Source organism: Paraburkholderia ferrariae NBRC 106233 (assembly GCF_000685035.1).
In the GTDB taxonomy this organism is placed as follows: domain Bacteria; phylum Pseudomonadota; class Gammaproteobacteria; order Burkholderiales; family Burkholderiaceae; genus Paraburkholderia; species Paraburkholderia ferrariae.
Genome location: NZ_BAYB01000022.1, coordinates 62,450 through 85,687, shown reverse-complemented (window position 1 = coordinate 85,687; position 23,238 = coordinate 62,450). Strand labels below are relative to the sequence as shown.

Here is a 23,238-nt window from a genome sequence, read left to right as displayed (position 1 = left end):
GCAATGAACCTTTCCGAACCGTTCATCCGCCGGCCCGTGGCGACCACGCTGCTCGCCGTGGGCATCGCGCTCTTCGGCATGCTCGCCTTCAAGCTGCTGCCCGTGGCGCCGCTGCCCGAGATCGACTTTCCCACCATCAACGTGACCGCCCACCTGCCGGGCGCCGATCCCGAAACGGTGGCCACCTCGGTCGCCACGCCGCTCGAACGGCAGTTCGGCCAGATCGCGGGCATCACCCAGATGACCTCGGTCAGCTCGCTGGGCGCCACGCGCATCACGATGCAGTTCGACCTGAATCGCGACATCGACGGCGCCGCGCGCGACGTGCAGGCCGCCATCAACGCGGCGCGCACGAACCTGCCCGCAAACCTCGACGGCAACCCCACCTACCGCAAGGTCAATCCCGCCGACGCGCCCATTCTCATCGTCAGCCTCACCTCCGACTCGGCCACGCGCGCGCAGCTCTACGACGCCGCGTCCACGGTGCTCCAGCAAAAGCTGCTGCAAACGCCGGGCGTGGGCGACGTGACCGTGGGCGGCGGCGCGCTGCCCGCGGTGCGCATCGAACTGAACCCGGACCGCGTGAGCCACTACGGCGTGAGCCTCGAACAGATCCGCACCGCCATCGCCAATTCCAACACCGACCTGCCGAAGGGCTCGGCCGCGCTCGGCGGCGTGGCGTACACGATCGGCGCGAACGACATGCTGTACCGCCCGGCCGACTATGCACCGATCGTCGTCAAGCGCGTGGGCAACGATGTCGTGCACATCTCCGACCTGGGCTACGTGCGCCAGGACGTGGAGAACCTGGAGAACTTCGGCCTCTCGGACGGCAAACCCGCCGTGCTGCTGATCGTGTACAAGGAGCCGGGCGCGAACGTCATCGACACGGTGGACAACGTCAAGGCCGAGCTGCCTTTTCTCGAAGCGTCGATTCTGCCCACTATCAAGCTCAACATCCTGATGGACCGCACGACCACGATCCGCGCCTCGCTGCTCGACGTGGAAATCACGCTGATGGTCTCGATCCTGCTCGTGACCGCCGTGACGTTCGCGTTCTTTCGCAGCTGGCGCACGACGCTCGTGCCGGCCATCGTCGTGCCGCTTTCGCTGCTCGGCACCTTCGGCGTGATGTACTTCCTCGGCTTCAGCCTGAACAACCTCTCGCTGATGGCGCTGACGATTTCGACCGGTTTCGTGGTGGACGACGCGATCGTGGTGGTCGAGAACATCATGCGCCACCTGGAGCGCGGCGAGCCGCCCGTGCGCGCGGCGCTCAACGGCGCGCGCGAAGTGGGCTTCACGGTGCTCACGATCAGCGTGTCGCTCGTTGCCGTGTTCATTCCGCTGCTGCTGATGGGCGGCATCGTGGGGCGGCTCTTTCGCGAGTTCTCCGTTTCGCTTTCGGCGGCGATCCTCATGTCCATGCTGATCTCGCTCACCGTCACGCCCATGCTTTCGAGCGTGGCGCTGCGTGGCGAGCACGCGGGGCACAACGAGGAGGAGTACCCCGATTCGCGCTTTCACCGCTTCTATGCGCGCACGCTCGGCTGGGTGATCCGCCATCCGCTTTTGATGGGCATCGTCACCATCCTCGTGCTCGCGCTCAACGTGATGCTCTATGTGGTCGTGCCCAAGGGCTTCTTTCCGCAGGAGGACACGGGGCGCCTGATCGGCTCGATCCAGGCTTCGCAGAGCATCTCCTACCGGCTCATGCAGCAGAAGTTCCAGGCCATTTCGAAGCAGGTGCTCGCCAACCCGAACGTGCAGGCCGTAGGCGGGTTCATCGGCGGCACCAACGCGATCAATACGGCGCTGCTGTTCGTCACGCTCAAGCCGCTCGGCGTGCGCCATGCCACGGCCGACGAAGTCATCGCGCAGATCCGCAAGACGCTGGGCGACATTCCGGGCGCGCGGCTCTATCTGCAGTCGGCCCAGGACATCACCGTGGGCGGACGCCAGAGCGCGGCGCAGTACCAGTACACGCTCACGGCCGACGACCAGGGCGACCTCGACAAATGGGTGCCGAAGCTGGTCGCGCAGATGCACAAGATGCCGATTCTCCAGGACGTCAACACGGACCAGCAGGACAACAGCATGCAGGCCACCGTCGACGTGAACCGCGACGCGGCTTCGCGCCTCGGCGTGAACTTCGATTCGATCGACAACGCGCTCTACGATGCGTTCGGCCAGCGCCAGGTCTCGACGATCTACAAGTCCGCCAACCAGTATCACGTGGTGATGGAGCTGGCGCCCGAGTACTGGACCGATCCGGCCGCGCTCAAGGGCATTTATGTGCCCGCCGGGGCGCCGGGCTCGGGCGGCGCCGGTTCGAGCGGCAGCGGCAGCCCGACGGGGGCGAGCGTGGCGACGTCCGCGCGCGCCGCCGCAGCCGCGGCGGCCGCGGCTTCGGCCGCCGCCGTGGCCGGTCCCGGCAGCACCACCGTCACGCCTTCCACTGCCGTGCTCGCAAACGGCCAAGCGCTCGTGCCGCTCACCGCCATGGCGCGCTTCTCGATCGACCGCACGGCCATCTCCATCAATCACCAGGGCGTGTTCCCGGCCGTCACCGCGTCGTTCAATCTCGCGCCGGGGGCGTCGATCGGAGAGGCCACGCGCCAGGTGGACGACGCCGTTGCGCAACTGCGCATGCCCGCCAGCATCGTCGGCAGCTTCGCGGGCACGGCGCAGGTGTTCCAGCAGTCGGTGGCGAGCGAGCCGCTGCTGATCGTGGCCGCGCTGCTCTCGGTGTACATCGTGCTCGGCATGCTGTACGAGAATCTCATGCACCCGCTCACGATCCTCTCCACGCTGCCCTCGGCCGGCGTGGGCGCGCTGATCGCGCTGCTCGTCACGCACACGCAGCTCTCGATCATCGCGCTCGTCGGCGTGATCCTGCTGATCGGCATCGTGAAGAAGAACGCGATCATGATGATCGACTTCGCCATCACCGAGGAACGCGAGCGCAAGCTGCCCGCCGAAGAGGCCATCACGCGCGCGTGCCTGATCCGCTTCCGCCCGATCATGATGACCACGAGCGCCGCGATACTCGGCGCGCTGCCGCTCGTGTTCGGCTCGGGCTACGGGTCCGAATTCCGCAAGCCGCTCGGCATCTCGATCATCGGCGGCCTCATCTTCAGCCAGATGCTCACGCTCTATACGACGCCCGTCATCTATCTGTGGCTCGACCGGGCCTATCAACGCTTGCGCCGCCGCAAGAAGGAAGCATGACCATGAGTACGCCCTCTCTCTTCGCGCCGTGTGCGCTGCGCCGCTGTGCGGCCGCGCTTGCGCTCGCCTGGCTCGCCGGTTGTGCCGTGGGGCCCGACTACCGCAAGCCCACGGTGCAGATTCCGGCCGCCTTCAAGGAAGGCGTGGCCTGGCAGCGCGCCGGGGCCAATCCGCAAGCCTTGCTGGCCAGCGACTGGTGGACCGTCTACGACGACCCCGCGCTCACGCAACTGGTGGAGCAGTCGCTCAAGGCCAATCAGTCGATCGTCGCCGCCGAGGCCGCGTACCGCCTCGCCCAGGCCAGCGTCGATGCCGACGTGGCGAGTCTCTTCCCGGTGGTCACGGCGGGCCTCTCAGCCACGAAGAGCGGCACGGGCGCCAATGCGGCCACGAGCGGCATCAGCTCGACCACGGGCACGGTGCCGGGCGTGCACAACACGGTGAGCGCGAATGTGGCGGCCAGTTGGGAGCCCGACCTGTGGGGGCAGATACGGCGCGAAATCGAATCGGGCAAGGCGAGCGCGCAAGCCTCGGACGCCCAGCTTGCGGGCGAGCGCCTCTCGATCGCCGCGAGCGTGGTGGACGACTACTTCGCGCTGCGCCAGGCCGATGTCGACATCGTGTTGCTCAAGCAGCAGCAGGGTATCGAAGCGCGCCTGCTCGACATCACGCGGGTAGCCTATACGCAGGGCACGGCGTCGAACGACGACGTGCTCGCCGCACAGGACGCACTGGAACTCGTGGTGGCCGAGCTGCAGACCACGGAAACGTCGCGCGAGCAGGACGAGCACGCCATTGCCATGCTGATCGGCGAACCGCCCGCAAGCTTCACGCTCGCGCCGCGCACGGACTATGCGTTCAATCCGCCGGCCGTGCCGCTCGCGCTGCCGTCGCAACTGCTCGAACGACGGCCCGACGTGGTGAGCGCCGAGCGCTCGGCGGCGGCCGCCAACGCGAAGATCGGCGCGGCCGAAGCGGCGTTCTTCCCGGTGCTCGATCTGAGCGCGCAGGGCGGCTTCGAGCACAACACGTTCGCCCATTTGTTCTCGCTGCCCAGCCGCGTGTGGACGCTCGGCCCGGATCTGGCCGCCACGATCTTCGACGGCGGCGCGCGCACCGCCGCCGTGCACGAAGCCGAGGCGAGCTACGACGAAGCCGTGGCCAACTACCGGCAGGCCGTGCTGGGTGCGTTCCAGAACGTGGAGGACAGCCTGTCTTCCTGGAACCACCTTGCGCAGCAGGAAACGGCGTACGCGCACATCTACCGGCGCAACCAGGCGCTATTCGCCAGCACCCAGGCGCAGTTGAGCGCCGGCACGGCCAGCGAGGCCAACCTGCTCACGCAGCGGCTCACGCTGCTGCAGGCCGAACAGAATCTCAAGGACACCGAATCGCTGCTGGTGCAAAGCAGCGTGGGGCTGATCAAGAATCTGGGCGGCGGCTGGAACGAAAGCGAGGACGAGAAGGCGGCAGTGGCGGCGGCCACACTCGGCAACGGGGCCAAGGCCGTTCAATAGCGGCACGGTTTGCCTGAGGCGGTCGTCAGGGCGTTACAGCCTCCGCTGTTGGACCTTGACGCCGACGCAAGCACCAGCGCTTAAAATCTGCGGATACCCGACTTCGCCCACTTCGATCCGCCGATGGACACGCCCCAACGCTATCGCCCGCAACTGGAAACCGCCGGCTGGTTCCGCGGTCTGCCGGCCGCCCTCAAGGACTGGCTGATCGGGCACGGCACGCTTGTGACGCTCGACAAGGACGAGCGGCTCTACCGCCAGGGCGACCGGCCCAACGGGCTCTACGCCGTGCTGGGCGGCGCGCTTGCCATCGGCACGGTCGGCGCGGACGGCAAGGAAGCCCTGTTGGCCGTGCTTGGGCCCACGGCATGGATCGGCGAGATTTCGCTCTTCGACGGGCTGCCGCGCCCGCACGACGCCACGGCGGCCAGCCGGACCCTCCTCATGCACGTGCCGGAAGCGGCGCTGCTGAACCTGCTGGAGACCACGCCGGCCTACTGGCGCGACTTCGCGCTGCTGATGGCGCAACGCCTGCGGCTCTCGTTCCTGAATAGCGAAGACATGACGCTCCTGCCCGCGGCGCAGCGGCTCGCGCGCCGGCTGCTTTCGATTGCGGGCGGCTACGGCGGATTGCTGGAGCGCGGCGACCGCGTTCGCCTTTCGCAGGAGCGGCTTGCGTCGATGGTGTCGCTGTCGCGGCAAACCACCAATCAGTTGCTCAAGAAACTCGAGAGCCAGGGCATCGTCGCCCTCAGATCGGGGGAGATCGCGATTCTGGATTTCGAGCGGCTGCACGCAGCGAGTTGCGGCGAAGACAGGGCGGAAGCGTTGAAGAACGGCGGTTAGGCGGCAAAGGCCACGTTAACGTTTGCGTCAAAGACCGGCAGCGAAACGATCGAACGCTGCGGTGTCGCGCGCCTGCGGGGCCGCGGCGTCGATACGGCCCACCGCTTCCAGCAGCACGCGCCCCGCCTTCGTGAGCGAAAAGCGGCGATGGCCCCCGGCGCGCGCTTCGAGCGCCACGAGGCGCCGCTCGAGCAGCGTGCCGAGTTCGGTACGGTTCATGTCGATCTGGTCCGGCGAGTGGCGGACCAGCATCAACGTGGAAAATTCATGCGGGCTCAACATCGGGTCGTCTCCCAGTAACCGTGATGCCGCAACCAGGGGCACAGGGCTGTGTATGGTGGAGGGAGAATGTGACAGACGTATGAATGTCACATTCTCCCTCTCCGGCATGATCGGCTCAGGCTTCTGCCGCGCGGGCAGCAACGCCGCCGCGAGCGGGCCGCCCAGTCGCTGCGCGAGGTTCAGCGCCGTGTTCGCCACCGGCACCCGCGCTTTCGGCCGCCTTGAACTGGCAAGTCAACCTTGCCAGTTTGACTGTTTAAAAGAGATCGGCCGAACCGGCGGCATCGCCGGCCGGTCCCGTCAATTGCCGGAGCGGACCGTCAACGCGCCGCCCGCCTGCCCCGCCGCGCACGCATCGATCAGATCGCGCAGGGTCGCCGCGAGGCTCGCGCCCGGGTCTTCCACGACCACCGGCCCCTCTTCGCGCCGCAATGTGCCCACCCCGACGACGATGCGCGCCTGCGCGCTGCGCTCGCGCAGACGGCGCACGACGTTGCGCAGATAGGGCGGCGCCTCCGGCGTGTCGAGCGACACGAGGCAGACCACGTGCGTGGTGCGCGGGTCCACCATGCCCGCGCGCGTGCTGCGCACCTGCTCGTAGCTCGTGGTGGCGCACGGCACGCCGCGCCGCTGCAGCAGTTGCGCCACGATGGCCACCACCACTTCGTCGAAGGCGCCCCGGCCCGGCACGCACAGCACCGGCTGCGGCGCTTCGCCTGCCTCGGCCTGCGCGTCGCGCGCCGCCCCGCCATCGAGACCCGGCTCGTCCGGCGGAAGATGGCGCGAGTCGTCCACGGATTCGAGATCTTCGACGATGTCCAGCAGCGCCTGATTGATGCGCTCGAGCTGCTCGGCGGGCAGCACGCCGCGCAACGCGTCGTTGCGCGCGAAACGCAGGCCTTCCAGCACGACCTGTTCGTAGTAGTCGATGAGCGGCATGCCCGCGAGCAGGCGGTCGGCCTGCAGCAGCGCTTCGTGCGGATCGTCGGCCAGCAGGCGCTGGTAGCAGGTTTGCGCGGGCGTCAGGGCCGGCTGGTCGCCCAGCAGGATGGTCAGGAAGTTGAGCCGGTCCACATACCGGCCCAGCGTCACGATGCACAGCGTGAGCGGCGTGGAAAGCACGAGCCCGATAGGCCCCCAGAGCCAGCTCCAGAAGATCGCCGCCACCACCACCGCCAGCGGAGAAAGACCGGAGCGGCGGCCATAGAGCATCGGCTCCGCGAACTGCCCCGCCACGACATCGACGACGATGAAGAGAATCAGCGTCGATACGGCCATCGTCCATTGCGGCTGGATGGCGGCGGCGAGGATCGTGGCGGACACCGCTGCGATCCAGATGCCGATGTACGGCACGAAGCGCAGCAGCGCGGCCATGGCGGCAAAGAGCAGCGCCCCGGGCACGCCGATGCCCGCCAGCCCGATGGCAATGACCGCCCCCACCGAAACGTTCACGCCCAGTTGCGCCACGAAGTAGCGCGACAGGCGCTGCGAGGCATCGTTGATGGCCGTGGTGGTGCGATGCAGGTCGTCCGAGCCGAACACGCTGATCAACCGGTCGCGCAGATCCTCGCGCTGCAGCAGGATGAAGATCGTCACCACGAGCACGATAAAGCCGGTTTCGAGCGGCCCGACCACCGGCGAGAGCGCGCGCTGCGCGAGCTGCATGGGCGTGGGCGCGGGCGTGTGCACCTCCACCGGCATCGGCACCGCGGGTGCGTTGCGCGCCGCGCGGCCGCGCGGCTGCGGCGGAGCGGGCGGCGGCGTGGGCGTTATGCGCTGCAGCGCCGCGGCGGCGCGCGACATGAGGCTGTCGGCGCGGCCCACGGTCTTTTCCTGCACCGTCTCCACTTTTTGCTCGATGGCCTCCTGATACTGCGGCAGATCGGCGGCCAGCTGCACGATCTGCGCACCGATGAGCGCGCCCACGCCCGCGAGCGCGAGCACCGTCACGAGCACCGCAACGAGAATCGAAAAGAACTGTCCGAGATGAAACCGGCGCAGCAACATCACGAGCGGCGCCAGCAGGAAGCTCAGCATCACCGAAAGCGTGATGGGGATCAGCACCTGGCGGCCGAAATACAGGCCGCAGACCACCACCACGCAGGTGATGACCGAGGCGAGGCCATGCAGCGTGGGCGAACTCGAAGGAAAAACGCGGTTGCGCCGCCCTTGCGGCGGCAGCGGGAAATTCATGTCGTATCGTGGCGTCTTCATGGATCGGCTGGATGAGCCGCGTGCGGGATCGCGCTCGCTCACGACTTGCCCGAACTGAGTTCCTGGTTACGCGCCGCGAGGAACTGGATCAGCCCATCGATGCCGCCCTCCTGGATCTTCTCGTTGAACTGCTGCCGGTAGGTCTGGATGAGCCACGCGCCGAGCACGTTCAGGTCGTAGAGCCGCCATCCCTGCGGCGTCTTGTACAGCCGATAGTCTATCTCCATGGGCTTGCCGTTCGTCTGGGCAAGCGTGCGCACCACGGCGTCGGTGTCCTCGGGCGCCATGCGCATCGGCAGATAGTCGATCTGCTGGTCGGGCTTCAGTTGCGCCAGCGCGCCCGAATACAGATGGATCAGCAGCGCCTGGAACTGCGCGACGATCTGCTCCTGCTGGGCGGGCGTGGCCGTGCGCCAATGGCGGCCCATGGAAAGCCGGGTCGTGCGCCGGAAATCGACATAGGGCAGGATGTCCCGGTCCACGACGCCGCGGATGCGGGGGATGTCGTCCGGCGCGATGGCCTGGGTGCGCACTTCGTCCAGCACCTGCTGGGTGGCCGTCTTGATGAGCGCCTGCGGATCGGACTGATCCACCGCGGTGCCGGCGCGCGCCGGTGCCGCACTCACGAGCGGGGCCAGCAGCGCGATCAGGAGAAAGAGCCTGGAAGAAAACCGGGGCAGAAGCCTGTTCATCGATGTCTCGCAGTGAATACCGGGGGGCAAGGGGCCCCGAGGCGTTCAGTCTACAAGGTCGGGCCGGATCGGATCAGAATGCTGCGCCGCAAGGGGCGGCGGGCTAAGGCGGCGGCGGACTCATAATCCGCCGTAATCACGCAAACCCCGTACCAGCGCATGCAAACCCCGTACCAGCGCTCAAGCCCGCCGGCCCCGGTGCAGACCTGCGCCCCGGGGCCGTTGTGCCTGTAAAAACTACATCGCGCTCAGGCAAGCCGCATGGAAAGCTCCACGTCCTCGGCAAAGGGCAGCGACAGATAGCCCGCTTCCGGCGACCGCACGCGCTCCAGGTACTCCGGGCTGTAGTCGGCGTTGTCGGCAACAATGAGCGCGCCTGGCCGCAGATGATGCTCGACGAGGCTCAGAACCTCCGGATAGAGCGCCTTCGCGCCGTCGAGCAGCAGCAGGTCCACCGTCTCCGGCAGGCCGGCGCTGAGCGTTTGCAGTGCGTCGCCCTCGCGGATCTCCACGAGATCGAGCACGCCGCCCGCCGTGAGATTGGCGCGGGCGCGCGCCACCTTGGACGGCTCGAACTCGCTCGTGATGAGCCGGCCGCCGCCATTGTCGCGCAGTGCCGCCGCGAGATGCAGCGTCGAAATGCCGAACGACGTGCCGAACTCCACGATCGTCGCGGCCCGGCTGCTGCGCGCCAGCATGTAGAGCAGCAGCCCCGTTTCGCGCGACACGGCGAGCGGAAAATCCTTTAGTTCTCCATAGAAGTCGAGATAGTCCGTCTTGCTGCGCATGAGACGCGCGCGCTCTTCCGCCGGAATCGCGGCGATGGCCGGGTTCGCCATCGGCGAAGCGGCGTCTGCATCCTTGAACAGCCGGTCGAGCAGCGGCGCAACCGGAGCGGTAGTCAATGTATTCATGTGCGTACTCACTCTTCGAAGGTGCCCTGGTATTCCGGTGCGGCATCGCGGCGCGTATTGATCTCGAACATCACGCCGCCCGGCGCGCGGCAAAAGAATCGCGAACCGCGGCCATTGTTGAAGACCTCCGTCTCCATCTCCACGCCCTCGGCCTTGAATCGCTCGTACAACGCCTGAACGGCGTCGAAACTCGGCAGTTCGAACCCCGCGTGAAATGCTCTCGGCCATGCGGGTGTTTCGCCGGCGTGGTCGATCACCACGTCGAAACCCGGGCGCTTGAGGATATACGACTTCTCCCACCTTCCCGAGATCGTGAAGCCCAGGTAACGCTCGAAGAAAGCCGCTGTGGCGGCCGTATCGGCCGAAGGAAAACTCAGGTGGTTGAGCTTCATGCTCTTGATCCATTCCGTCATCGTCGTTCTCTCAAACTGTGGCGGAGGCCCCATGCCATGACCGCCCGACGAAGTCAGAATATAAGCAAATGCTCACATTTAAAACTCGCATTCGGCGCCTGGCGCAAAAGGGTGGAATCGCAGGCGGGGCAGGGGTTTCGGGCCGCCGGGAAGAAGTGGGGGAATGCCTTGCTCACATTCGAAACGAGGCTTGCCCCGCGCCTTCGGCCCCTCTGATTAGCAGGGTATGATGGGCCCACCCTCTTCGCTAGGATGGTTGTAAGGCGAAAGCGCACTGTCACAAGCGAGAGACCAGCCTGTAGCAACACATAGAACCACTAGAAAGAGGTATCGGCTACGCGCCGTTTGCGTAGCGATGCCGAACCGTCAAGAGTCGAAAAGACCATAGCAACCTGAGAGAACCACATGAAAGCACGGACAGCGGGGGCAAAGCCGGACGAAGTGCCGCATGGTGCGAAGACCGCGGACGCAGCCATCGCGCATCTGGAACGCGTATTATCGGTTGCAGATGCCTGCACGATCTTCGGGCAGCGTTACTGGCTCGGACGCGTGCAGCAATTGCTGGCCGCGCCCGACCTGCTTCCGCTGCACCGCCAGCGTCTGCGTTACCTGATGGAACGCCTCGCGCCTCCCGCCGAACCGTCGCAAACGTTTTCCGGCAAACCCACGCATTTCACCTGATACTCCCTTCGCTGTACCTATCTTGTCTTCGGCGGCCAGCTTCCCGACGAAAGTTGCCTGAGCCACAAACTCATGAGGCCCGCGCGGCCGCGCACGCCGTATTTGCGAAAGATGCCGGTGATATACGAATGCGTGGTGGAAACGGCCAGCCCCAGCCGTTCGGCGATCTGTTTTTCCGTGGCCTCTGTCAATAGCAATTCAAGGACTTTGCGCTCGTGCGGCGCCAGCATGGCCAGCAGCACGGCGAGCTCCGTGTCGCGGCGCCGCAGGTGCGTCACGTCGCGCGCGACGCCCACGCGCAACCGCTCGTGCGCGAGCCAGCGCGCGGACCAGGTGATATGGACATCGCTGCCGTCGCGATGGAGGTAGCGGTTTTCGAACCCCACGCGCTTGCGACCCGCCAGTACCTCCTTCGCCTCCCGTAGCGTCGCGTCCTGATCGGCCGGCACCACGAAATCGATGATCTGCTGATCGATGAACGCAGACGGCTCGAAGCCGAAGATCTCCGCGCACGCATAGCTCACGTAGCGAATGCGCCCCCGTTCGTCCACGAGGAAGGTCGCGTCGGGAGAAAACTCGGCGGCCGTCATGACGAGTTCCAGGGCTTCGTTGCGCTTCATGGCGTCTGGATTTTCCGGTGCGCTGCAGGGTGAGGGCTGCCTGAACCGCGATTGCGCCCATCTTACGTGGTTGTGTCCGCATCGCCCAGGCAAATTTCGGGCGGCGCTGGACATTCGACTGATGAATTCTAAAATGCAAACATCCGAAACGTGGCGGATTCACCGCCAGCACGGCGCAGGGAAGACGACATGACCACGAACGCCAATGCGCCGCTGCACGACCCTTCGGAGTACGTCGCGAGGCATCTGCAGCAATTTGCCCACCCCGCGAGCGCCGCCGGGCAGCATCCCGGGTTCTTCGTGTATCCGCTGGGGCTCGCTGTCGTGGCCGCGCTCTTTGCCGCGCTGGTCGTCCTTGCCATGCTCACGGACCGGCGCGCCCTCTTCAGGATCGACCGCAGCATAACCTTCGGCCAGCGACTCGCCTTATGGTGGTCCTGCGCGTGGCGCCAGTGGCTCGCCAGTGCGTTCGTCTTTGCCGTCTGCTTCATGGCGTTCCACTTTCTCGTGAGATCGGGCGGGTCGTTCCGGAGCCTGGAGTCGGATCTGATGACGCACGGCCCCGTGTGGAACGTGCCCGGCTGGGCCTTCCTGGTCTCGTTTGCGCCCTTGCTGGTAAGCGTGCTGATCTACGTCCTGCTGATCCTGCCTCTGGCGGGATACATGGTGAAGAGCGGGCTCGTTGCACACGCCCTGCCGAGGCCCGCGCGCTTTGGCTTGACCCAGGCAACGTTGATGGGTTTGACCACGTACGCGTGGTCGATACCGGGCAGCCTGCTGATCGCCTACGTGGGCTGGCGGCTGCCGTACCACGCGCAAGGGCTGATTCACGCCGTGTGGCTCGTGGCGTGGGGGATGTATATCGTGCTCCCGCGGCAGGTGAGAAGGATAGCTCGCCTGGCGGGATATTGAGGAGGTGGCTGAAAAATCATAAGGAATACGAAACTCAGACCTCCAATCCTGCGAAAGCGGCTTCGTGTGATCGATCACATGATGCGCGCCGGGTTCGCTCACCCATTGCGTCGTTTCGGGGCGCGGCGCCAGGGCAGCCCCTGCGAACGCGCTATCATCGGGCTCCCCTCCCCTGAAACCCCTTGAAAGGAGCCAGCGAATGGAAGTGCGTGCCGTGAACGAAAGCGACCTCGATCTGATCTGCCGCCACCGCGAAGCGATGTTTCGGGACGCGGGCCGCGACGAGCTTACGCTGCGCACGATGACCGCGCACTTCCGCACGTGGCTCGAACCGCGCCTGCGCGACGGCTCGTACTTCGGCTTCCTTCTTCACGAAGCGGGCGTGCCCGTTGCGGGCGTCGGCCTGATGGTGATCGACTGGCCGCCGCACCCGGCGCACCCCGAGCAGGACGTGCGCGGCTATGTGCTCAACGTGTACGTGGAGCCGGCCGCGCGGCGCCGCGGACTCGCGCGCCAGTTGATGAGCCTGGCCGACGCCGAGTTCGCCCGGCGCGGCGTGCAGTACGCCATTCTCCATTCGACCGCGCAGGGCCGCAGCCTTTACGCGGGTCTCGGCTGGGCGCCCACCACGGAAATGGCGAGGTCTATTCCCGCGTAAAGCAGCAAGAGCGCCCGCCATAGCGGGTTCGACGCAAACCGCGCCGCTACGAAACCGCCTCGCGCCCTTCGCGCAGCATGGCGGCATAGGCCGAGGCGGACACCGGCCGCCCGAACAGATAGCCCTGCTGCCGCTCGCAGCCGAGCGATTTCAGGAACGACGACTGTTCGGGCGTTTCCACGCCTTCGGCCGTGACCCGCATGCCGAGCGAATGCGCCATGGCGACCACCGCCTGCGTGATGGCGGCCGAATCGCGATTGTCGGGCAAGCCCATCACGAACGAGCGATCGACCTTGAGGTGATGAAGCGGAAAGCGCTTCAGGTAGGAGAGCGACGAATAGCCGGTGCCGAAGTCGTCCACGGAAATCCGCACGCCGAGCGCGTTGATCGCATTGAGCATCGGCATCACGGCCTGGCTGTCGTTCATCAGTAGTCCTTCCGTAATTTCCAGCTCCAGCCCGGCGGGGTCGAGCCCGGTCTGCGCAAGGCAGCGCTCCACCTGCTCGACCAGCCCCTCGGTGAACTGGCGCGGCGAGAGGTTCACGGCCATCACGAAGTCCGGCGCCAGCACGCGGCGCCACTGTGCGGCCTGGCGGCACGCGTGCTCCAGCACCCAGTGCCCGATCGCGATGATCATGCCGGTGTCTTCGGCCACCGGAATGAATTCGGCCGGATACACGGGGCCCAGCTCGCTGCTTTCCCAGCGCAGCAGGGCCTCGGCGCCAATCGGCCGGCCCGTCGTGCCGTCCACGATAGGCTGGTACACGAGCGAAAGCTCGCCCGAGGCCAGCGCACGCCGCAGCATCTGCTCCACGAGGAAGCGGCGCTGCAAGCGGTGCCGCAATTCGGTCGTGAAAAACTGGAACTGGTTGGTGCCGCGCTGCTTGGCGACGTACATGGCGGAATCGGCGTTGCGCATGAGCGCGGCGGCATCGAGTCCGTCTTCGGGAAAACGGCTGATGCCGATGGAGGCGCCCAGGTAGTATTCGTTGCCGGCCACGGCGAACGGCACGGCAATGGCGTCGAGCACCCGCTGCGCCAACGCCACGATTTCGCCTTCGTCGTCGTGATGCCGCATGGCAATCACGAATTCGTCGCCGCCCACGCGCGCGAGCGTGTCGGTTTCGCGCACGCAGCGCGCAAGACGTTCCGCCACCACGCGCAGCAGCACGTCGCCTGCCTCGTGGCCGCCCGTATCGTTCACCTTCTTGAAGCCGTCCAGATCGACAAAAAGCAGCGCAAGGCGCGGCCCGTCCTCCCCGGTATCGAGCAGGTCACGCATGCAATCGGCCAGATACGTGCGGTTATAAAGGCCCGTAAGCGGATCGCGGGTGGCCAGGTAGCGCAGTTGCTGCTGCGCTTCGCGCACCGCGCCGATATCGGCGAACGACACCACCACGGAAACCGCCTCGGCCTCGCCCGGCCGGAAAATCGGCAGCACGTTTTCCGTGACCCAGACCACTTCTCCGTTCGCGAGTTCGAGCCCCGCCGTCTGGCCGATCACCGGCTTGCCGGTGCGCAGCGCGCGCATGCTCGGGCGCTGCGCGTGGCGCATGGGCAGCCCGTTGTCGTCGAGCACGCGCGGAATCACGTTCAGGATGCTTTGGCCGATCGCGTCGTCGGGCAGGCGCAGAATGCGGCGCGCACTGCGGTTGAACGCCAGCACCGTGTCGTCGCGCGACTGCACGACAATCCCCTCGTTCAGATGATCGACCACGAGGCGGTGGTGCTCTTCGCTCTGCGAGAGCCGCTCGGCAATGGTCTGCTGGTTGAGCATGGCCGCCGCGCTCAGGGCGATGTCGCGCAACAGCGCTTCCTCGGCCTCGCTCGGCCGCCAGGGCACGCGATGATACACCGCGAGCGCGCCCAGCACGCCGCCGGCTTCGTTGTCGAGCGGCATCGTCCAACAGGCGCGCACGCCGCTCGCCAGCGCGATGCGTGCGTACTCGCCCCAGCCGGTTTCCTCGCGGAAATCCTCGACGGTCACCACGCGGTTCTCGTACATCGCCGTGCCCGACGGGCTGCTGCCCGGCCCCACCGGCGAGCCGTCGAACTCGCGATGGTAAGGCTCGGGCAGCGACGGCGCGCTGCCCACGCGCAAATGCCGCCCGTCTGCATCGAGCAGCAGGATGGAACACGCCGAGCCCTCGCCGAGCAAACGCTCGGCGCGCCGGCACACCTCGGCGAGCAGTTCGGGCAACGGCATGCTGCGCGCGATGAGCTTGAGCATGCCGCGCTCGAATGCGAACGCCTCCTGCGCCGAACCTTCAACCGGGTGCATGTCGCCTGGCTGCGCACCGCCCGCGCCATCCGCCCTTTCCGAATAGCCCATCACCGCGCCTATCTCCTGGCGCAGCGGCCTGACCGAACCGCCGCGCATGTTCGTGCGTTCTCAGTGCGTGTCGTTCGTGCGTTGCCACACCCGCCAATCGCGGGTCTCTCCTCTGCAATATCGGCACGGCGCCAGACTTCTTGACTGCCTGAGCGCGCCGCCGCGATTCATCCCGCATTTCCCGTCGTTACCTGCGGTTCGCCGTGACGGCCCGATGCGGGTGTACGAGCCGATATATCATATTGCGATATAATTCGGCCACTGCAGGGAGGTGGGAATTTGCCGCCGATACTCAACATCGCGCGCCGCCGCCTGCTTCCAGATCGCTTTCATTTCTTTTTCCACCGTATTCTTCCGGCCTTCACCGTGTCACGCGCCTACCTCGCCCGCCAGCTTGCCGCCTTCGCCCCCGCCCCTGTCGCGCTGCCCTGGCGGGAGCGGCTGCGTTCGAGCCTGGGCGCCCTCTTTGGCATCGCGCTGACCGGCGGCCTCGCGCACTGGCTGATCGGCCCGGTGGCAAGCATCCCGTTCCTGATCGCGCCGATGGGCGCATCGGCGGTCCTGCTCTTCGCCGTGCCCGCCAGTCCGCTCGCACAACCCTGGTCGATCATGGGAGGCAACCTCGTTTCGGCCGCCGTGGGCGTCACCTGCGCGCTCCTGATCGCCGATCCGGTCGCCGCGGCGGCCACGGCCGCGGCCGTCTCCATTGCGGCCATGTTCGCGCTGCGCTGCGTGCATCCCCCATCGGGGGCGGTCGCCTTGACAGCCGTGCTGGGCGGCCCCGCGGTCCACGCGCTCGGCTACCGGTTCGTGATCGAGCCCGTCGCACTCCAGTCGGCCGTCCTGCTCGGGTCGGCGCTCGTCTATCACGCTGCAACCGGCCACCGCTACCCGCATGTGCCGGCCCGTACCGCCGCACCCGCGCAACCCGGCTTCTCGCGCGCCGACCTCGAGGCTCTCCTGCGCGAGCGGGACGAATGGCTGGACATCGACCCAGCCGATCTCGAAGCGCTGCTGCGCGAAGCCAGCATCCGCGCCTATGCACGCACGTTCGGCGAAGTCGTCTGCGCCGACGTGATGACACGCGAAGTCGTCAGCATCGGGGCGCAGACGACGGTGCGCGAAGCCCGCCGGCTGCTGCGCCGCCATGACGTGAAGGCGCTGCCCGTCATCGACGCGCAGCGCCGCGTGAAGGGCATCGTCACGCGCGCCGACCTCGCGGACGATCACGCACCCCATGCGGGCCGGCTGCTCGCGAGCCGCCTCGCGCGTCTCCTCGCCCCGCGCGCGGGGTTCGACGATCCCGTGGACACGCTCATGAGCGCACCGGTACGCACGGTCGCGGCCACGATGCCGATCGCGGAACTGGTGCCGATCTTCGCGGGCCGCGGCCATCATCACGTGCCCGTGGTGGATGCCGAGGAACGGCTAACGGGCATCGTGACGCAAGCCGATCTGATTTCGGGCCTCTACCACCAGTCGCAGGCACGCGCGCCGCAAGGCGCCTGAAATTACCCACACGCCTGTTCAGGCATGCCCCATGCACATGTATCACGTTGTGATACATTAACGTTTTGCCCAACCCCGATCGATCCACTGATGAAAAAGCGCATGCGCGACCTGAACAAGGCCGATTTCGAGCAGCTATCGGAGTTCCGCTACCAGATGCGGCGCTTCGAGCGCTTCTCCGAACAGGCCGCCCAGGCCGAAGGCATCACGCCGCTGCAATACCTGCTCCTGCTGCACGTGAAGGGCTACCCGGGCCGCGAGTGGGCCACGATCGGCGAGCTGGCTGAACGCCTGCAGGCCCAGCATCACGGAGTGGTGGCGCTGGTCTCGCGCTGCGAAGCGCTCGCGCTCGTGGAGCGCCGCGTGAGCGAGCGCGACCGCCGCCAGGTGGAAGTGCATCTGCTGACCGAGGGCGAAAAGCTGCTTGCGCGCCTGGCCGAGCTGCACCGTGCCGAACTGCGTTCGCTGGAAGGCGCCTTCACGATTCCCCGGATCGACCTGTGACCGCCATGTCGAACGCCCCCCACAAGCACCGCCCAAAGCACGATCACAAGCGCGACTTTTCGGCGAACGCGCGGCTGCCCGGCATTGCCGCGCTCGCGGCCGGCATCGGCCTCGCGGCAACTTTCGCCGCCTACGTGCTGCTGAGCCTCATCCACCTCTTCACGAACCTGTTCTTCTTCGGCCGCTTCTCGTTCGCGGACCATTCGCCTGCGCACAATACGCTCGGGCTCTGGGTCATCCTGATTCCGGCCGCCGGCGGATTGATCGTCGGGCTGATGGCGCGCTACGGCTCGGAGCGCATACGCGGCCACGGCATACCCGAAGCCATCGAGGCGATCCTGTTCGGCAAGAGCCGCATGTCGCCGAAGGTGGCGGTGCTCAAGCCGCTTTCGTCCGGCATCGCCATCGGCAGCGGCGGCCCGTTCGGCGCCGAAGGGCCGATCATCATGACGGGCGGCGCCATCGGCTCGCTCATCGCGCAGTGCGTGGAAGTCACGTCCGCCGAACGCAAGACGCTGCTCGTGGCCGGCGCGGCCGCCGGCATGACCGCCGTGTTCGGCACGCCCGTGGCCGCCGTGCTGCTGGCCGTGGAGTTGCTGCTGTTCGAATGGCGGCCGCGCAGCTTCCTGCCCGTTGCCGTTGCGTGCGCGGTGGCGGGCTTCGCTCGTGCTGCGTTCTTCGGCGTCGAGCCTTTGTTCGCACTGCAAACCACTCCGCCGCATGCGCTCGCGCTCGGCTCGTGCGTGCTCGCCGGCCTGCTCTCGGGCGCGCTGGCCTGCGGCCTGTCGAGCGCGCTCTACAAGGTCGAAGACCTGTTCGGGCGGCTGCCGCTGCACTGGAGCTGGTGGCCCGCACTCGGCGGTCTCGTGGTAGGCATGGGCGGATACTTCGAACCGCGCGCGCTTGGGGTGGGCTACGACGTGATCGGCGACCTCCTCCATCAGCAGATTTTCTGGCAGGTGGCGCTCGGCATCCTCGTCGTGAAGGCCATCATCTGGGTTGTCGCGCTCGGCTCGGGCACCTCCGGCGGCGTACTCGCGCCGCTCCTCATGCTGGGTGCGGGACTGGGCGCGGTGCTTGGCCACGTGCTGCCCGGCGCGGACCCCGCGATGTGGCCGCTCGTCTGCATGGCGGCCACGCTCGGCGCAACGCTGGGCGCGCCGCTCACAGCCATCGTTTTCGCCTTCGGCCTCACGCACGACAGCAATGCGCTGCTGCCGCTGCTCGCGGCCACGCTGGTCGCGCACGGCTTCGCCACCGTGGTGATGCGGCGTTCGATCATGACCGAGAAAATCGCTCGACGCGGCTATCACATCTACCGGGAATACGGCGTCGATCCGCTCGAACGGCATTACGTGGACGAGGTCATGTCGCACGAGGTGGAAACGATCGATGCGGACACAACTGTCCGCGAAGCGTTCGCGACGTACTTCGGCCCTGCGCAGACACGTCGCGCGTGGCCCGTGGTGCGTGCGGGCGCGATAGTCGGCATGGTGGATCGCACGGTGCTCGAGCGCTTCGCTCACGATGCGCGCGACGCCACGCTCGGCGCGATGCCCGGACAACAGGCGCCCGATGTGGCGTTACCCGAGGAAACGTGCCGGCAGGTTGCGACGCGGCTGGCCGTTCACGGGCTCGAACGCCTGCCCGTGGTGGAGGACCGCGAAACGATGCGGCTCGTGGGTATTGTCTCGCGCAGCGATCTCGTCAAGCTCTCGCTGGCGCACTTCGAAGACGAACACAAGAAGGAGCGGTTCCGCCGCTTGCCGCTGGGCGGCCCGAAACGGCGGTTCCCGCCGGTGCGCAAAACAGGTTGAGGGCATCCACTATAGCCCGATGAAAGCGGCATAAGCGCCCTCGTGCTGGAGGCGCTTATGGATGGTGGAAGACCTTTTTTGCCGAGATACGCGCTCTGCCCGAAGATTGCAATGCGGGCGGACCGTTAGTTGCGAATTTATCGAGCGAAGAGGCAAATAGCAAAACGCCCTCGCCTGGCATGGCGAGGGCGCGGCACACCGGCGCAGCCTGTTACGCGTGCGGCGTGAGATACGGATTGTCGCTGCCCGGCTCGTACTGCCGTTCCTTGACCTCCATGCGAGCGATGCTCTGGAGATGGACCTCGTCCGGACCGTCGGCGAAGCGCAGCGCGCGGCCCCAGGTCCAACTGTCGGCCAGCGGCGTATCGGGGCTCAGCCCCATCGCGCCGAAGGTCTGGATTGCCCGCTCGCACACGGCGGTGTGCACGCCCGGCACGAGCGCCTTGATCATCGCGATCTCTTTGCGCGCCGCCTTCGCCCCCACGTTGTCGATCATCCATGCCGCTTTCAGCACGAACAGCCTCGCCTGATCGATTTCGATACGCGACTTCGCGATCCACTCGCCAACCGGCCCGTGCTGGTAGAGCTTCTTGCCGAACGCCGTGCGCGCCTGGGCGCGTTCCACCATCAGTTCGAGCGCCAGTTCCGCGGCCCCGATCGAGCGCATGCAGTGGTGAATGCGGCCCGGCCCGAGACGCGCCTGCGCAAGCGCAAAACCGCTGCCCTCTTCTCCGAGCAGATTCGCGCGCGGCACGCGCACGCCCTTGAACTCGATCTCGCAGTGCCCTTCGGGCGCCACGTGATTGACCACCGTGATATTGCGCACGATCGTGACACCCGGCGTATCGCGCGGCACCAGCACCATGCTCTGCTGGCCATGGCTCGGCGCATCCGGATCCGTCTTGCCCATGACGATAAAGAGCTGGCAGTTCGGGTGCGCCGCGTTCGTGATGAACCATTTGCGGCCGTCGATCACGTAGTCGTCGCCGTCACGGCGAATCGAAGTGGTGATATTGGTGGCGTCCGAAGACGCCACGGCGGGCTCGGTCATGGCGAACGCGGAACGGATCTTGCCGTCGAGCAGCGGCTTGAGCCATTGTTCGCGCTGCGCCGGGGTGGCGAACATATGGAGCAGTTCCATGTTGCCCGTATCCGGCGCGTTGCAGTTGAACACCTCCGACGCCCACGACACGCGCCCCATGATCTCCGCGAGCGGCGCGTATTCGAGGTTGGTCAGGCGCGTGCCGGGCTCGTCGTCGCGCAGATGCGGCAGGAAAAGATTCCAGAGTCCCGCCTCGCGCGCCTCGTCTTTCAGTTGCTCCATGAAGGAGACCGGGTACTGCCCGGTGCTCACTTCCTCGTGCCATTCGCGAATGCGCGGAACGATGTGCTTGTCCATGAACGCGCGCACCTGCGTGCGCAGCGATTCGACCTTCTCGCTATATGCAAAGTCCATTTGTGCTGCTCCCATCCTGAAGTTCGTCGTCAATACAAGGCGCGGCTAGATCGTCAGCCCGCCGTCCACGACGATGCACTCGCCGTTCGTATAGCTCGCTGCGTCGGACACGAGATAGAGCACCGTGCCGGCCATTTCGCGCGGCTCGGCGTGCCGGCGCAGCGGAATCCGGGCCATCCAGCTCTCGTACAGCTTCTGGTCTTCGAACAGCGCGCCGGCAAAGCGGGTCTTGGTCAAGCCGGGCAGCAGCGCATTCACGCGAATGCCAAGCGGTCCGCACTCCTTCGCGAACGCGCGCGTCATGTTGACCACGGCGGCCTTGGTAATCGAGTAGATGCCCTGCTTGTCGCCGGGCTGCAAGGCGTTGACCGAGGCGGTATTGACGATTGCCCCGCCGCCGTTTTCCCGCATCAGCTTGCCGCCCTCGACGGACATGAAGAAGTAGCCGCGCAGATTGACTTCCACGGTCTTCTCGAACGCCGGGAGATCCGTATCGAGAATGTGGCCGAAGTACGGGTTTGCGGCGGCGTTGTTGACGAGAATGTCGAGCCGCCCGTGGCGTGCGCGAATATGCTGGAAAATCGCGTGGATGTCTTCGAGACGCCCCACGTGGCACGCAAACGCCTCCGCGCTGCCGCCCGCGTCCCGGATCGCGCCGGCCACGCCCTCGCACTCGGCCAGCTTGCGGCTCGACACGATCACGTGTGCGCCCTGCTCCGCCAGCAGCTTCGCAATCTCTTCGCCGATACCCCGGCTCGCACCCGTGACGAGCGCGATCTTGCCTTTAAGATCAAATAAATTCGTAGTCACAATCAACCTCGTCAGGTAAGCGCACCAACCCGTGCGCCACAGCTACATAGCACTAGATAACTTCGTTCAGATCAGCTCGACGCCGAGCGTTGCCAGAGCGCCCGTCATTTCCCCTGCCTGGCGCGCCTTCGCATTCGAGGCGTTGCCGCCCAGCGCCCGCTTCTTCACGCCCTGCACAATCGCGGCCAGCCGGAAGAAGCTGAAGGCCAGATAGAAGTGCCAGTTCTCGATCGAAGACACGCCGCGAAGGCGGCAGTACTGCTCGACGAGCGCCGCCTCCTCGGGCACGCCCAGCGCCGCCCGGTTCAACCCGGCCAGCCCGGTAACCTGGCCGTGCGCAGGCAGCCTCAGGCACATGCAGAAGTACGCGAGGTCCGCCAGCGGATTGCCCAGCGTGGAGAGCTCCCAGTCCAGCACCGCGCGAACCTGCAAGGTCTCGCGCCCGAAAATCAGGTTGTCGATGCGGAAATCTCCGTGGACGAGCGAAGACTTTCCGGCCTCGGCCGGGCAATGCGCCGGCAGCCATGCGATGAGCGCCTCCATCGCGTCGAGTTCGTCGGTCTGCGCGGCCCGGTACTGCCGCGTCCACACCTCGATCTGCCGTTCGAAGTAGTTGCCGGGGCGCCCGTAGTCGGCCAGCCCTACGGCTTCCACGTCCACGTCGTGCAGCGCCGCCATGGTCTCGAGCAGCGAGTCGTACACGGCACCGCGCTGTTCGAGCGGCACTTCCGGCAACGCCGGATTCCAGAAGATCGGCCCTTCCTCGTAGCTCATGACGTAGAACAGGCTGCCGATCACGTCGCGATCTTCGCAAAGGTGCCACGCACGCGCGACCGGAACCGCGGTGCCGGCGAGCGCGGCGAGCACGCGGAATTCGCGGTCCACGGCATGCGCGGACTTGAGCAGTTCGCCCGGCGGCTGGCGCCGCAGCACGTAGTTGCCGCTTTGCGCCTTCAGCAGAAAGGTGGGATTGGACTGGCCGCCGGCAAACTTCTCGACGGACAGCGGCGCGCGAAACCCGGGCACGTGCGCTTCCAGATAGCGCCCGAGAGGTTCGACGTCGAATTGAAGACCCGCATTCATGGTATTGCGCTACTCCGGATGCACTTCAGCCATAGGTGACGAATTCCCGCCGCTCGACACGTTCGAGATGGGGCAGCGAATTGAAGCTCACGAGCGACATGGCGCTCTCGTTGAAGACGTACTGGCAGACGCTGCTGTTGCGAATCTGCATGTTGAGGGCGATGGCGGCAGCAGAGGGCGCGTCGAGCGCCTGCTGGGCGAAAACGGCAATCGGGCCGCCGGAACTCACCACCAGCACCCGCTTGCCGCCCGAACGTTGAATGGCATGCCGCGCCGCTTCCACGCGGGCCTGAAACTGGCGCCATGTTTCCGGCACGCGCCCGGGCAGGCGGTCTTCGGCCCACAGCTGGAGCACCTGCTTGAGCCCTTTGTAGAAGTGCTTTTTCGAACCGTCGCTCGTATCGCCCGCAATACCGGGCGATACGCCGGTTTCGCCCAGGGCGCCAAACAGCGCATGGAAGTCGTATTCGTTGAGCCCGGCGTCCTGAACGACGTCCACGCGCCGGTCTTCCATGGCCGCGAGTATTGCGTCCGCGGTCTGCTCGTGGCGCCGCATCGTGCCGATCACCACGCGATCGAATTTCATTCCGGCCTGCGCAAAATAGTCTCCCAGCCACTGCGACTGCGTGTAGCCGGAAGCCGATAGCTCGTCGTAGTTGGCAGCGCCGAACGACGCCTGGCCGTGCCGCACAAGGTAGAGTTCTGCCATGCCGCCCTCGTCTTAACCTGGGGAGAACACTACCGGCA

At 66.4% G+C, this 23,238-nt stretch carries 20 protein-coding genes; 9 read left to right on the top strand and 11 right to left on the bottom strand.

All coding sequences use genetic code 11. From position 1 onward, the window contains the following. Positions 1–3 precede the first annotated feature (3 nt). The 3 genes from BFE01S_RS22555 (at position 4) to BFE01S_RS22545 (ending at position 5,594) form a co-directional block, all read left to right on the top strand. Positions 4–3,231, top strand: coding sequence for an efflux RND transporter permease subunit (locus BFE01S_RS22555; RefSeq protein WP_028227451.1), 3,228 nt, complete (start codon positions 4–6; stop codon positions 3,229–3,231). Positions 3,232–3,233: 2 nt separating this feature from the next. Then, on the top strand, positions 3,234–4,748 hold the full coding sequence (locus tag BFE01S_RS39735; protein ID WP_042338260.1) for an efflux transporter outer membrane subunit: 1,515 nt from the start codon (positions 3,234–3,236) through the stop codon (positions 4,746–4,748). Positions 4,749–4,871: 123 nt separating this feature from the next. Then, positions 4,872–5,594: a Crp/Fnr family transcriptional regulator gene (locus BFE01S_RS22545; RefSeq protein WP_028227450.1), complete on the top strand. Its 723-nt coding sequence runs from the start codon at positions 4,872–4,874 to the stop codon at positions 5,592–5,594. 27 nt (positions 5,595–5,621) lie between these two features. On the opposite strand, the gene BFE01S_RS39730 is transcribed toward BFE01S_RS22545, so the two are convergent. The 5 genes from BFE01S_RS39730 to BFE01S_RS22520 form a co-directional block, all read right to left on the bottom strand. Then, entirely contained in the window at positions 5,622–5,876 is a 255-nt protein-coding gene (locus BFE01S_RS39730; RefSeq protein WP_052420953.1) for a hypothetical protein, read from the bottom strand. A 300-nt stretch (positions 5,877–6,176) separates the two neighbouring features. Beyond that, positions 6,177–8,069 carry an AI-2E family transporter gene (locus tag BFE01S_RS22535; protein WP_028227449.1) on the bottom strand — a complete coding sequence of 631 codons (1,893 nt, stop codon included), beginning with the start codon at positions 8,067–8,069 and terminating at the stop codon, positions 6,177–6,179. 59 nt (positions 8,070–8,128) lie between these two features. Continuing rightward, positions 8,129–8,782, bottom strand: coding sequence for an MlaC/ttg2D family ABC transporter substrate-binding protein (locus tag BFE01S_RS22530; protein ID WP_028227448.1), 654 nt, complete (start codon positions 8,780–8,782; stop codon positions 8,129–8,131). A gap of 248 nt (positions 8,783–9,030) precedes the next feature. After that, on the bottom strand, positions 9,031–9,696 hold the full coding sequence (locus BFE01S_RS22525; RefSeq protein ID WP_028227447.1) for an O-methyltransferase: 666 nt from the start codon (positions 9,694–9,696) through the stop codon (positions 9,031–9,033). Between the two features lie 8 nt (positions 9,697–9,704). Further along, positions 9,705–10,109 (bottom strand): VOC family protein, encoded by a 405-nt coding sequence (locus BFE01S_RS22520; protein ID WP_028227446.1) that lies wholly within the window; start codon positions 10,107–10,109, stop codon positions 9,705–9,707. 405 nt (positions 10,110–10,514) lie between these two features. Here BFE01S_RS22520 and BFE01S_RS22515 point away from each other — a divergent pair, with 405 nt between their 5' ends. Next, the gene (locus BFE01S_RS22515) at positions 10,515–10,790 is read left to right on the top strand and encodes a hypothetical protein (RefSeq protein ID WP_028227445.1); all 276 of its coding nucleotides are present in this window, start codon (positions 10,515–10,517) and stop codon (positions 10,788–10,790) included. 17 nt (positions 10,791–10,807) lie between these two features. On the opposite strand, the gene BFE01S_RS22510 is transcribed toward BFE01S_RS22515, so the two are convergent. Continuing rightward, positions 10,808–11,410, bottom strand: a complete 603-nt coding sequence (locus BFE01S_RS22510; protein WP_245621172.1) for a LuxR family transcriptional regulator — start codon at positions 11,408–11,410, stop codon at positions 10,808–10,810. 189 nt (positions 11,411–11,599) lie between these two features. On the opposite strand from BFE01S_RS22510, the gene BFE01S_RS44510 reads away from it, so the two are divergent. Together BFE01S_RS44510 and BFE01S_RS22500 are read left to right on the top strand one after the other, a co-directional pair. Then, positions 11,600–12,322: a hypothetical protein gene (locus BFE01S_RS44510; protein WP_028227443.1), complete on the top strand. Its 723-nt coding sequence runs from the start codon at positions 11,600–11,602 to the stop codon at positions 12,320–12,322. A gap of 199 nt (positions 12,323–12,521) precedes the next feature. After that, the gene (locus tag BFE01S_RS22500) at positions 12,522–12,980 is read left to right on the top strand and encodes a GNAT family N-acetyltransferase (protein ID WP_028227442.1); all 459 of its coding nucleotides are present in this window, start codon (positions 12,522–12,524) and stop codon (positions 12,978–12,980) included. Positions 12,981–13,026: 46 nt separating this feature from the next. Here BFE01S_RS22500 and BFE01S_RS22495 read toward each other — a convergent pair whose 3' ends face one another. Continuing rightward, positions 13,027–15,261: a putative bifunctional diguanylate cyclase/phosphodiesterase gene (locus BFE01S_RS22495; protein WP_028227441.1), complete on the bottom strand. Its 2,235-nt coding sequence runs from the start codon at positions 15,259–15,261 to the stop codon at positions 13,027–13,029. A 417-nt stretch (positions 15,262–15,678) separates the two neighbouring features. Here BFE01S_RS22495 and BFE01S_RS22490 point away from each other — a divergent pair, with 417 nt between their 5' ends. From BFE01S_RS22490 to BFE01S_RS22480, 3 genes are all read left to right on the top strand, one after another. Beyond that, positions 15,679–16,821 carry an HPP family protein gene (locus BFE01S_RS22490; RefSeq protein ID WP_028227440.1) on the top strand — a complete coding sequence of 381 codons (1,143 nt, stop codon included), beginning with the start codon at positions 15,679–15,681 and terminating at the stop codon, positions 16,819–16,821. A 90-nt stretch (positions 16,822–16,911) separates the two neighbouring features. Then, positions 16,912–17,325, top strand: a complete 414-nt coding sequence (locus tag BFE01S_RS22485; RefSeq protein ID WP_028227439.1) for a MarR family winged helix-turn-helix transcriptional regulator — start codon at positions 16,912–16,914, stop codon at positions 17,323–17,325. A 5-nt stretch (positions 17,326–17,330) separates the two neighbouring features. Beyond that, the gene (locus BFE01S_RS22480; RefSeq protein ID WP_028227438.1) at positions 17,331–19,142 is read left to right on the top strand and encodes a chloride channel protein; all 1,812 of its coding nucleotides are present in this window, start codon (positions 17,331–17,333) and stop codon (positions 19,140–19,142) included. Positions 19,143–19,353: 211 nt separating this feature from the next. On the opposite strand, the gene BFE01S_RS22475 is transcribed toward BFE01S_RS22480, so the two are convergent. The 4 genes from BFE01S_RS22475 to BFE01S_RS22460 form a co-directional block, all read right to left on the bottom strand. Then, positions 19,354–20,598 carry an acyl-CoA dehydrogenase family protein gene (locus BFE01S_RS22475; RefSeq protein ID WP_028227437.1) on the bottom strand — a complete coding sequence of 415 codons (1,245 nt, stop codon included), beginning with the start codon at positions 20,596–20,598 and terminating at the stop codon, positions 19,354–19,356. 45 nt (positions 20,599–20,643) lie between these two features. Then, positions 20,644–21,408 (bottom strand): SDR family oxidoreductase, encoded by a 765-nt coding sequence (locus tag BFE01S_RS22470; protein WP_028227436.1) that lies wholly within the window; start codon positions 21,406–21,408, stop codon positions 20,644–20,646. A gap of 66 nt (positions 21,409–21,474) precedes the next feature. Beyond that, positions 21,475–22,491 carry a phosphotransferase gene (locus BFE01S_RS22465; RefSeq protein ID WP_028227435.1) on the bottom strand — a complete coding sequence of 339 codons (1,017 nt, stop codon included), beginning with the start codon at positions 22,489–22,491 and terminating at the stop codon, positions 21,475–21,477. Positions 22,492–22,516: 25 nt separating this feature from the next. Continuing rightward, positions 22,517–23,200, bottom strand: a complete 684-nt coding sequence (locus tag BFE01S_RS22460; protein WP_028227434.1) for a histidine phosphatase family protein — start codon at positions 23,198–23,200, stop codon at positions 22,517–22,519. Between the last annotated feature and the right edge of the window lie 38 nt (positions 23,201–23,238).

Bases quoted from the DNA above. Each gene is read 5' to 3' on its own strand.
- BFE01S_RS22555 (WP_028227451.1), top strand. From the start codon at position 4: ATGAACCTTTCCGAACCGTTCATCCGCCGGCCCGTGGCGACCACGCTG.
- BFE01S_RS39735 (WP_042338260.1), top strand. From the start codon at position 3,234: ATGAGTACGCCCTCTCTCTTCGCGCCGTGTGCGCTGCGCCGCTGTGCG.
- BFE01S_RS22545 (WP_028227450.1), top strand. From the start codon at position 4,872: ATGGACACGCCCCAACGCTATCGCCCGCAACTGGAAACCGCCGGCTGG.
- BFE01S_RS39730 (WP_052420953.1), bottom strand. From the start codon at position 5,876: ATGTTGAGCCCGCATGAATTTTCCACGTTGATGCTGGTCCGCCACTCG.
- BFE01S_RS22535 (WP_028227449.1), bottom strand. From the start codon at position 8,069: ATGAATTTCCCGCTGCCGCCGCAAGGGCGGCGCAACCGCGTTTTTCCT.
- BFE01S_RS22530 (WP_028227448.1), bottom strand. From the start codon at position 8,782: ATGAACAGGCTTCTGCCCCGGTTTTCTTCCAGGCTCTTTCTCCTGATC.
- BFE01S_RS22525 (WP_028227447.1), bottom strand. From the start codon at position 9,696: ATGAATACATTGACTACCGCTCCGGTTGCGCCGCTGCTCGACCGGCTG.
- BFE01S_RS22520 (WP_028227446.1), bottom strand. From the start codon at position 10,109: ATGACGGAATGGATCAAGAGCATGAAGCTCAACCACCTGAGTTTTCCT.
- BFE01S_RS22515 (WP_028227445.1), top strand. From the start codon at position 10,515: ATGAAAGCACGGACAGCGGGGGCAAAGCCGGACGAAGTGCCGCATGGT.
- BFE01S_RS22510 (WP_245621172.1), bottom strand. From the start codon at position 11,410: ATGAAGCGCAACGAAGCCCTGGAACTCGTCATGACGGCCGCCGAGTTT.
- BFE01S_RS44510 (WP_028227443.1), top strand. From the start codon at position 11,600: ATGACCACGAACGCCAATGCGCCGCTGCACGACCCTTCGGAGTACGTC.
- BFE01S_RS22500 (WP_028227442.1), top strand. From the start codon at position 12,522: ATGGAAGTGCGTGCCGTGAACGAAAGCGACCTCGATCTGATCTGCCGC.
- BFE01S_RS22495 (WP_028227441.1), bottom strand. From the start codon at position 15,261: ATGCACCCGGTTGAAGGTTCGGCGCAGGAGGCGTTCGCATTCGAGCGC.
- BFE01S_RS22485 (WP_028227439.1), top strand. From the start codon at position 16,912: ATGAAAAAGCGCATGCGCGACCTGAACAAGGCCGATTTCGAGCAGCTA.
- BFE01S_RS22480 (WP_028227438.1), top strand. From the start codon at position 17,331: ATGTCGAACGCCCCCCACAAGCACCGCCCAAAGCACGATCACAAGCGC.
- BFE01S_RS22475 (WP_028227437.1), bottom strand. From the start codon at position 20,598: ATGGACTTTGCATATAGCGAGAAGGTCGAATCGCTGCGCACGCAGGTG.
- BFE01S_RS22465 (WP_028227435.1), bottom strand. From the start codon at position 22,491: ATGAATGCGGGTCTTCAATTCGACGTCGAACCTCTCGGGCGCTATCTG.
- BFE01S_RS22460 (WP_028227434.1), bottom strand. From the start codon at position 23,200: ATGGCAGAACTCTACCTTGTGCGGCACGGCCAGGCGTCGTTCGGCGCT.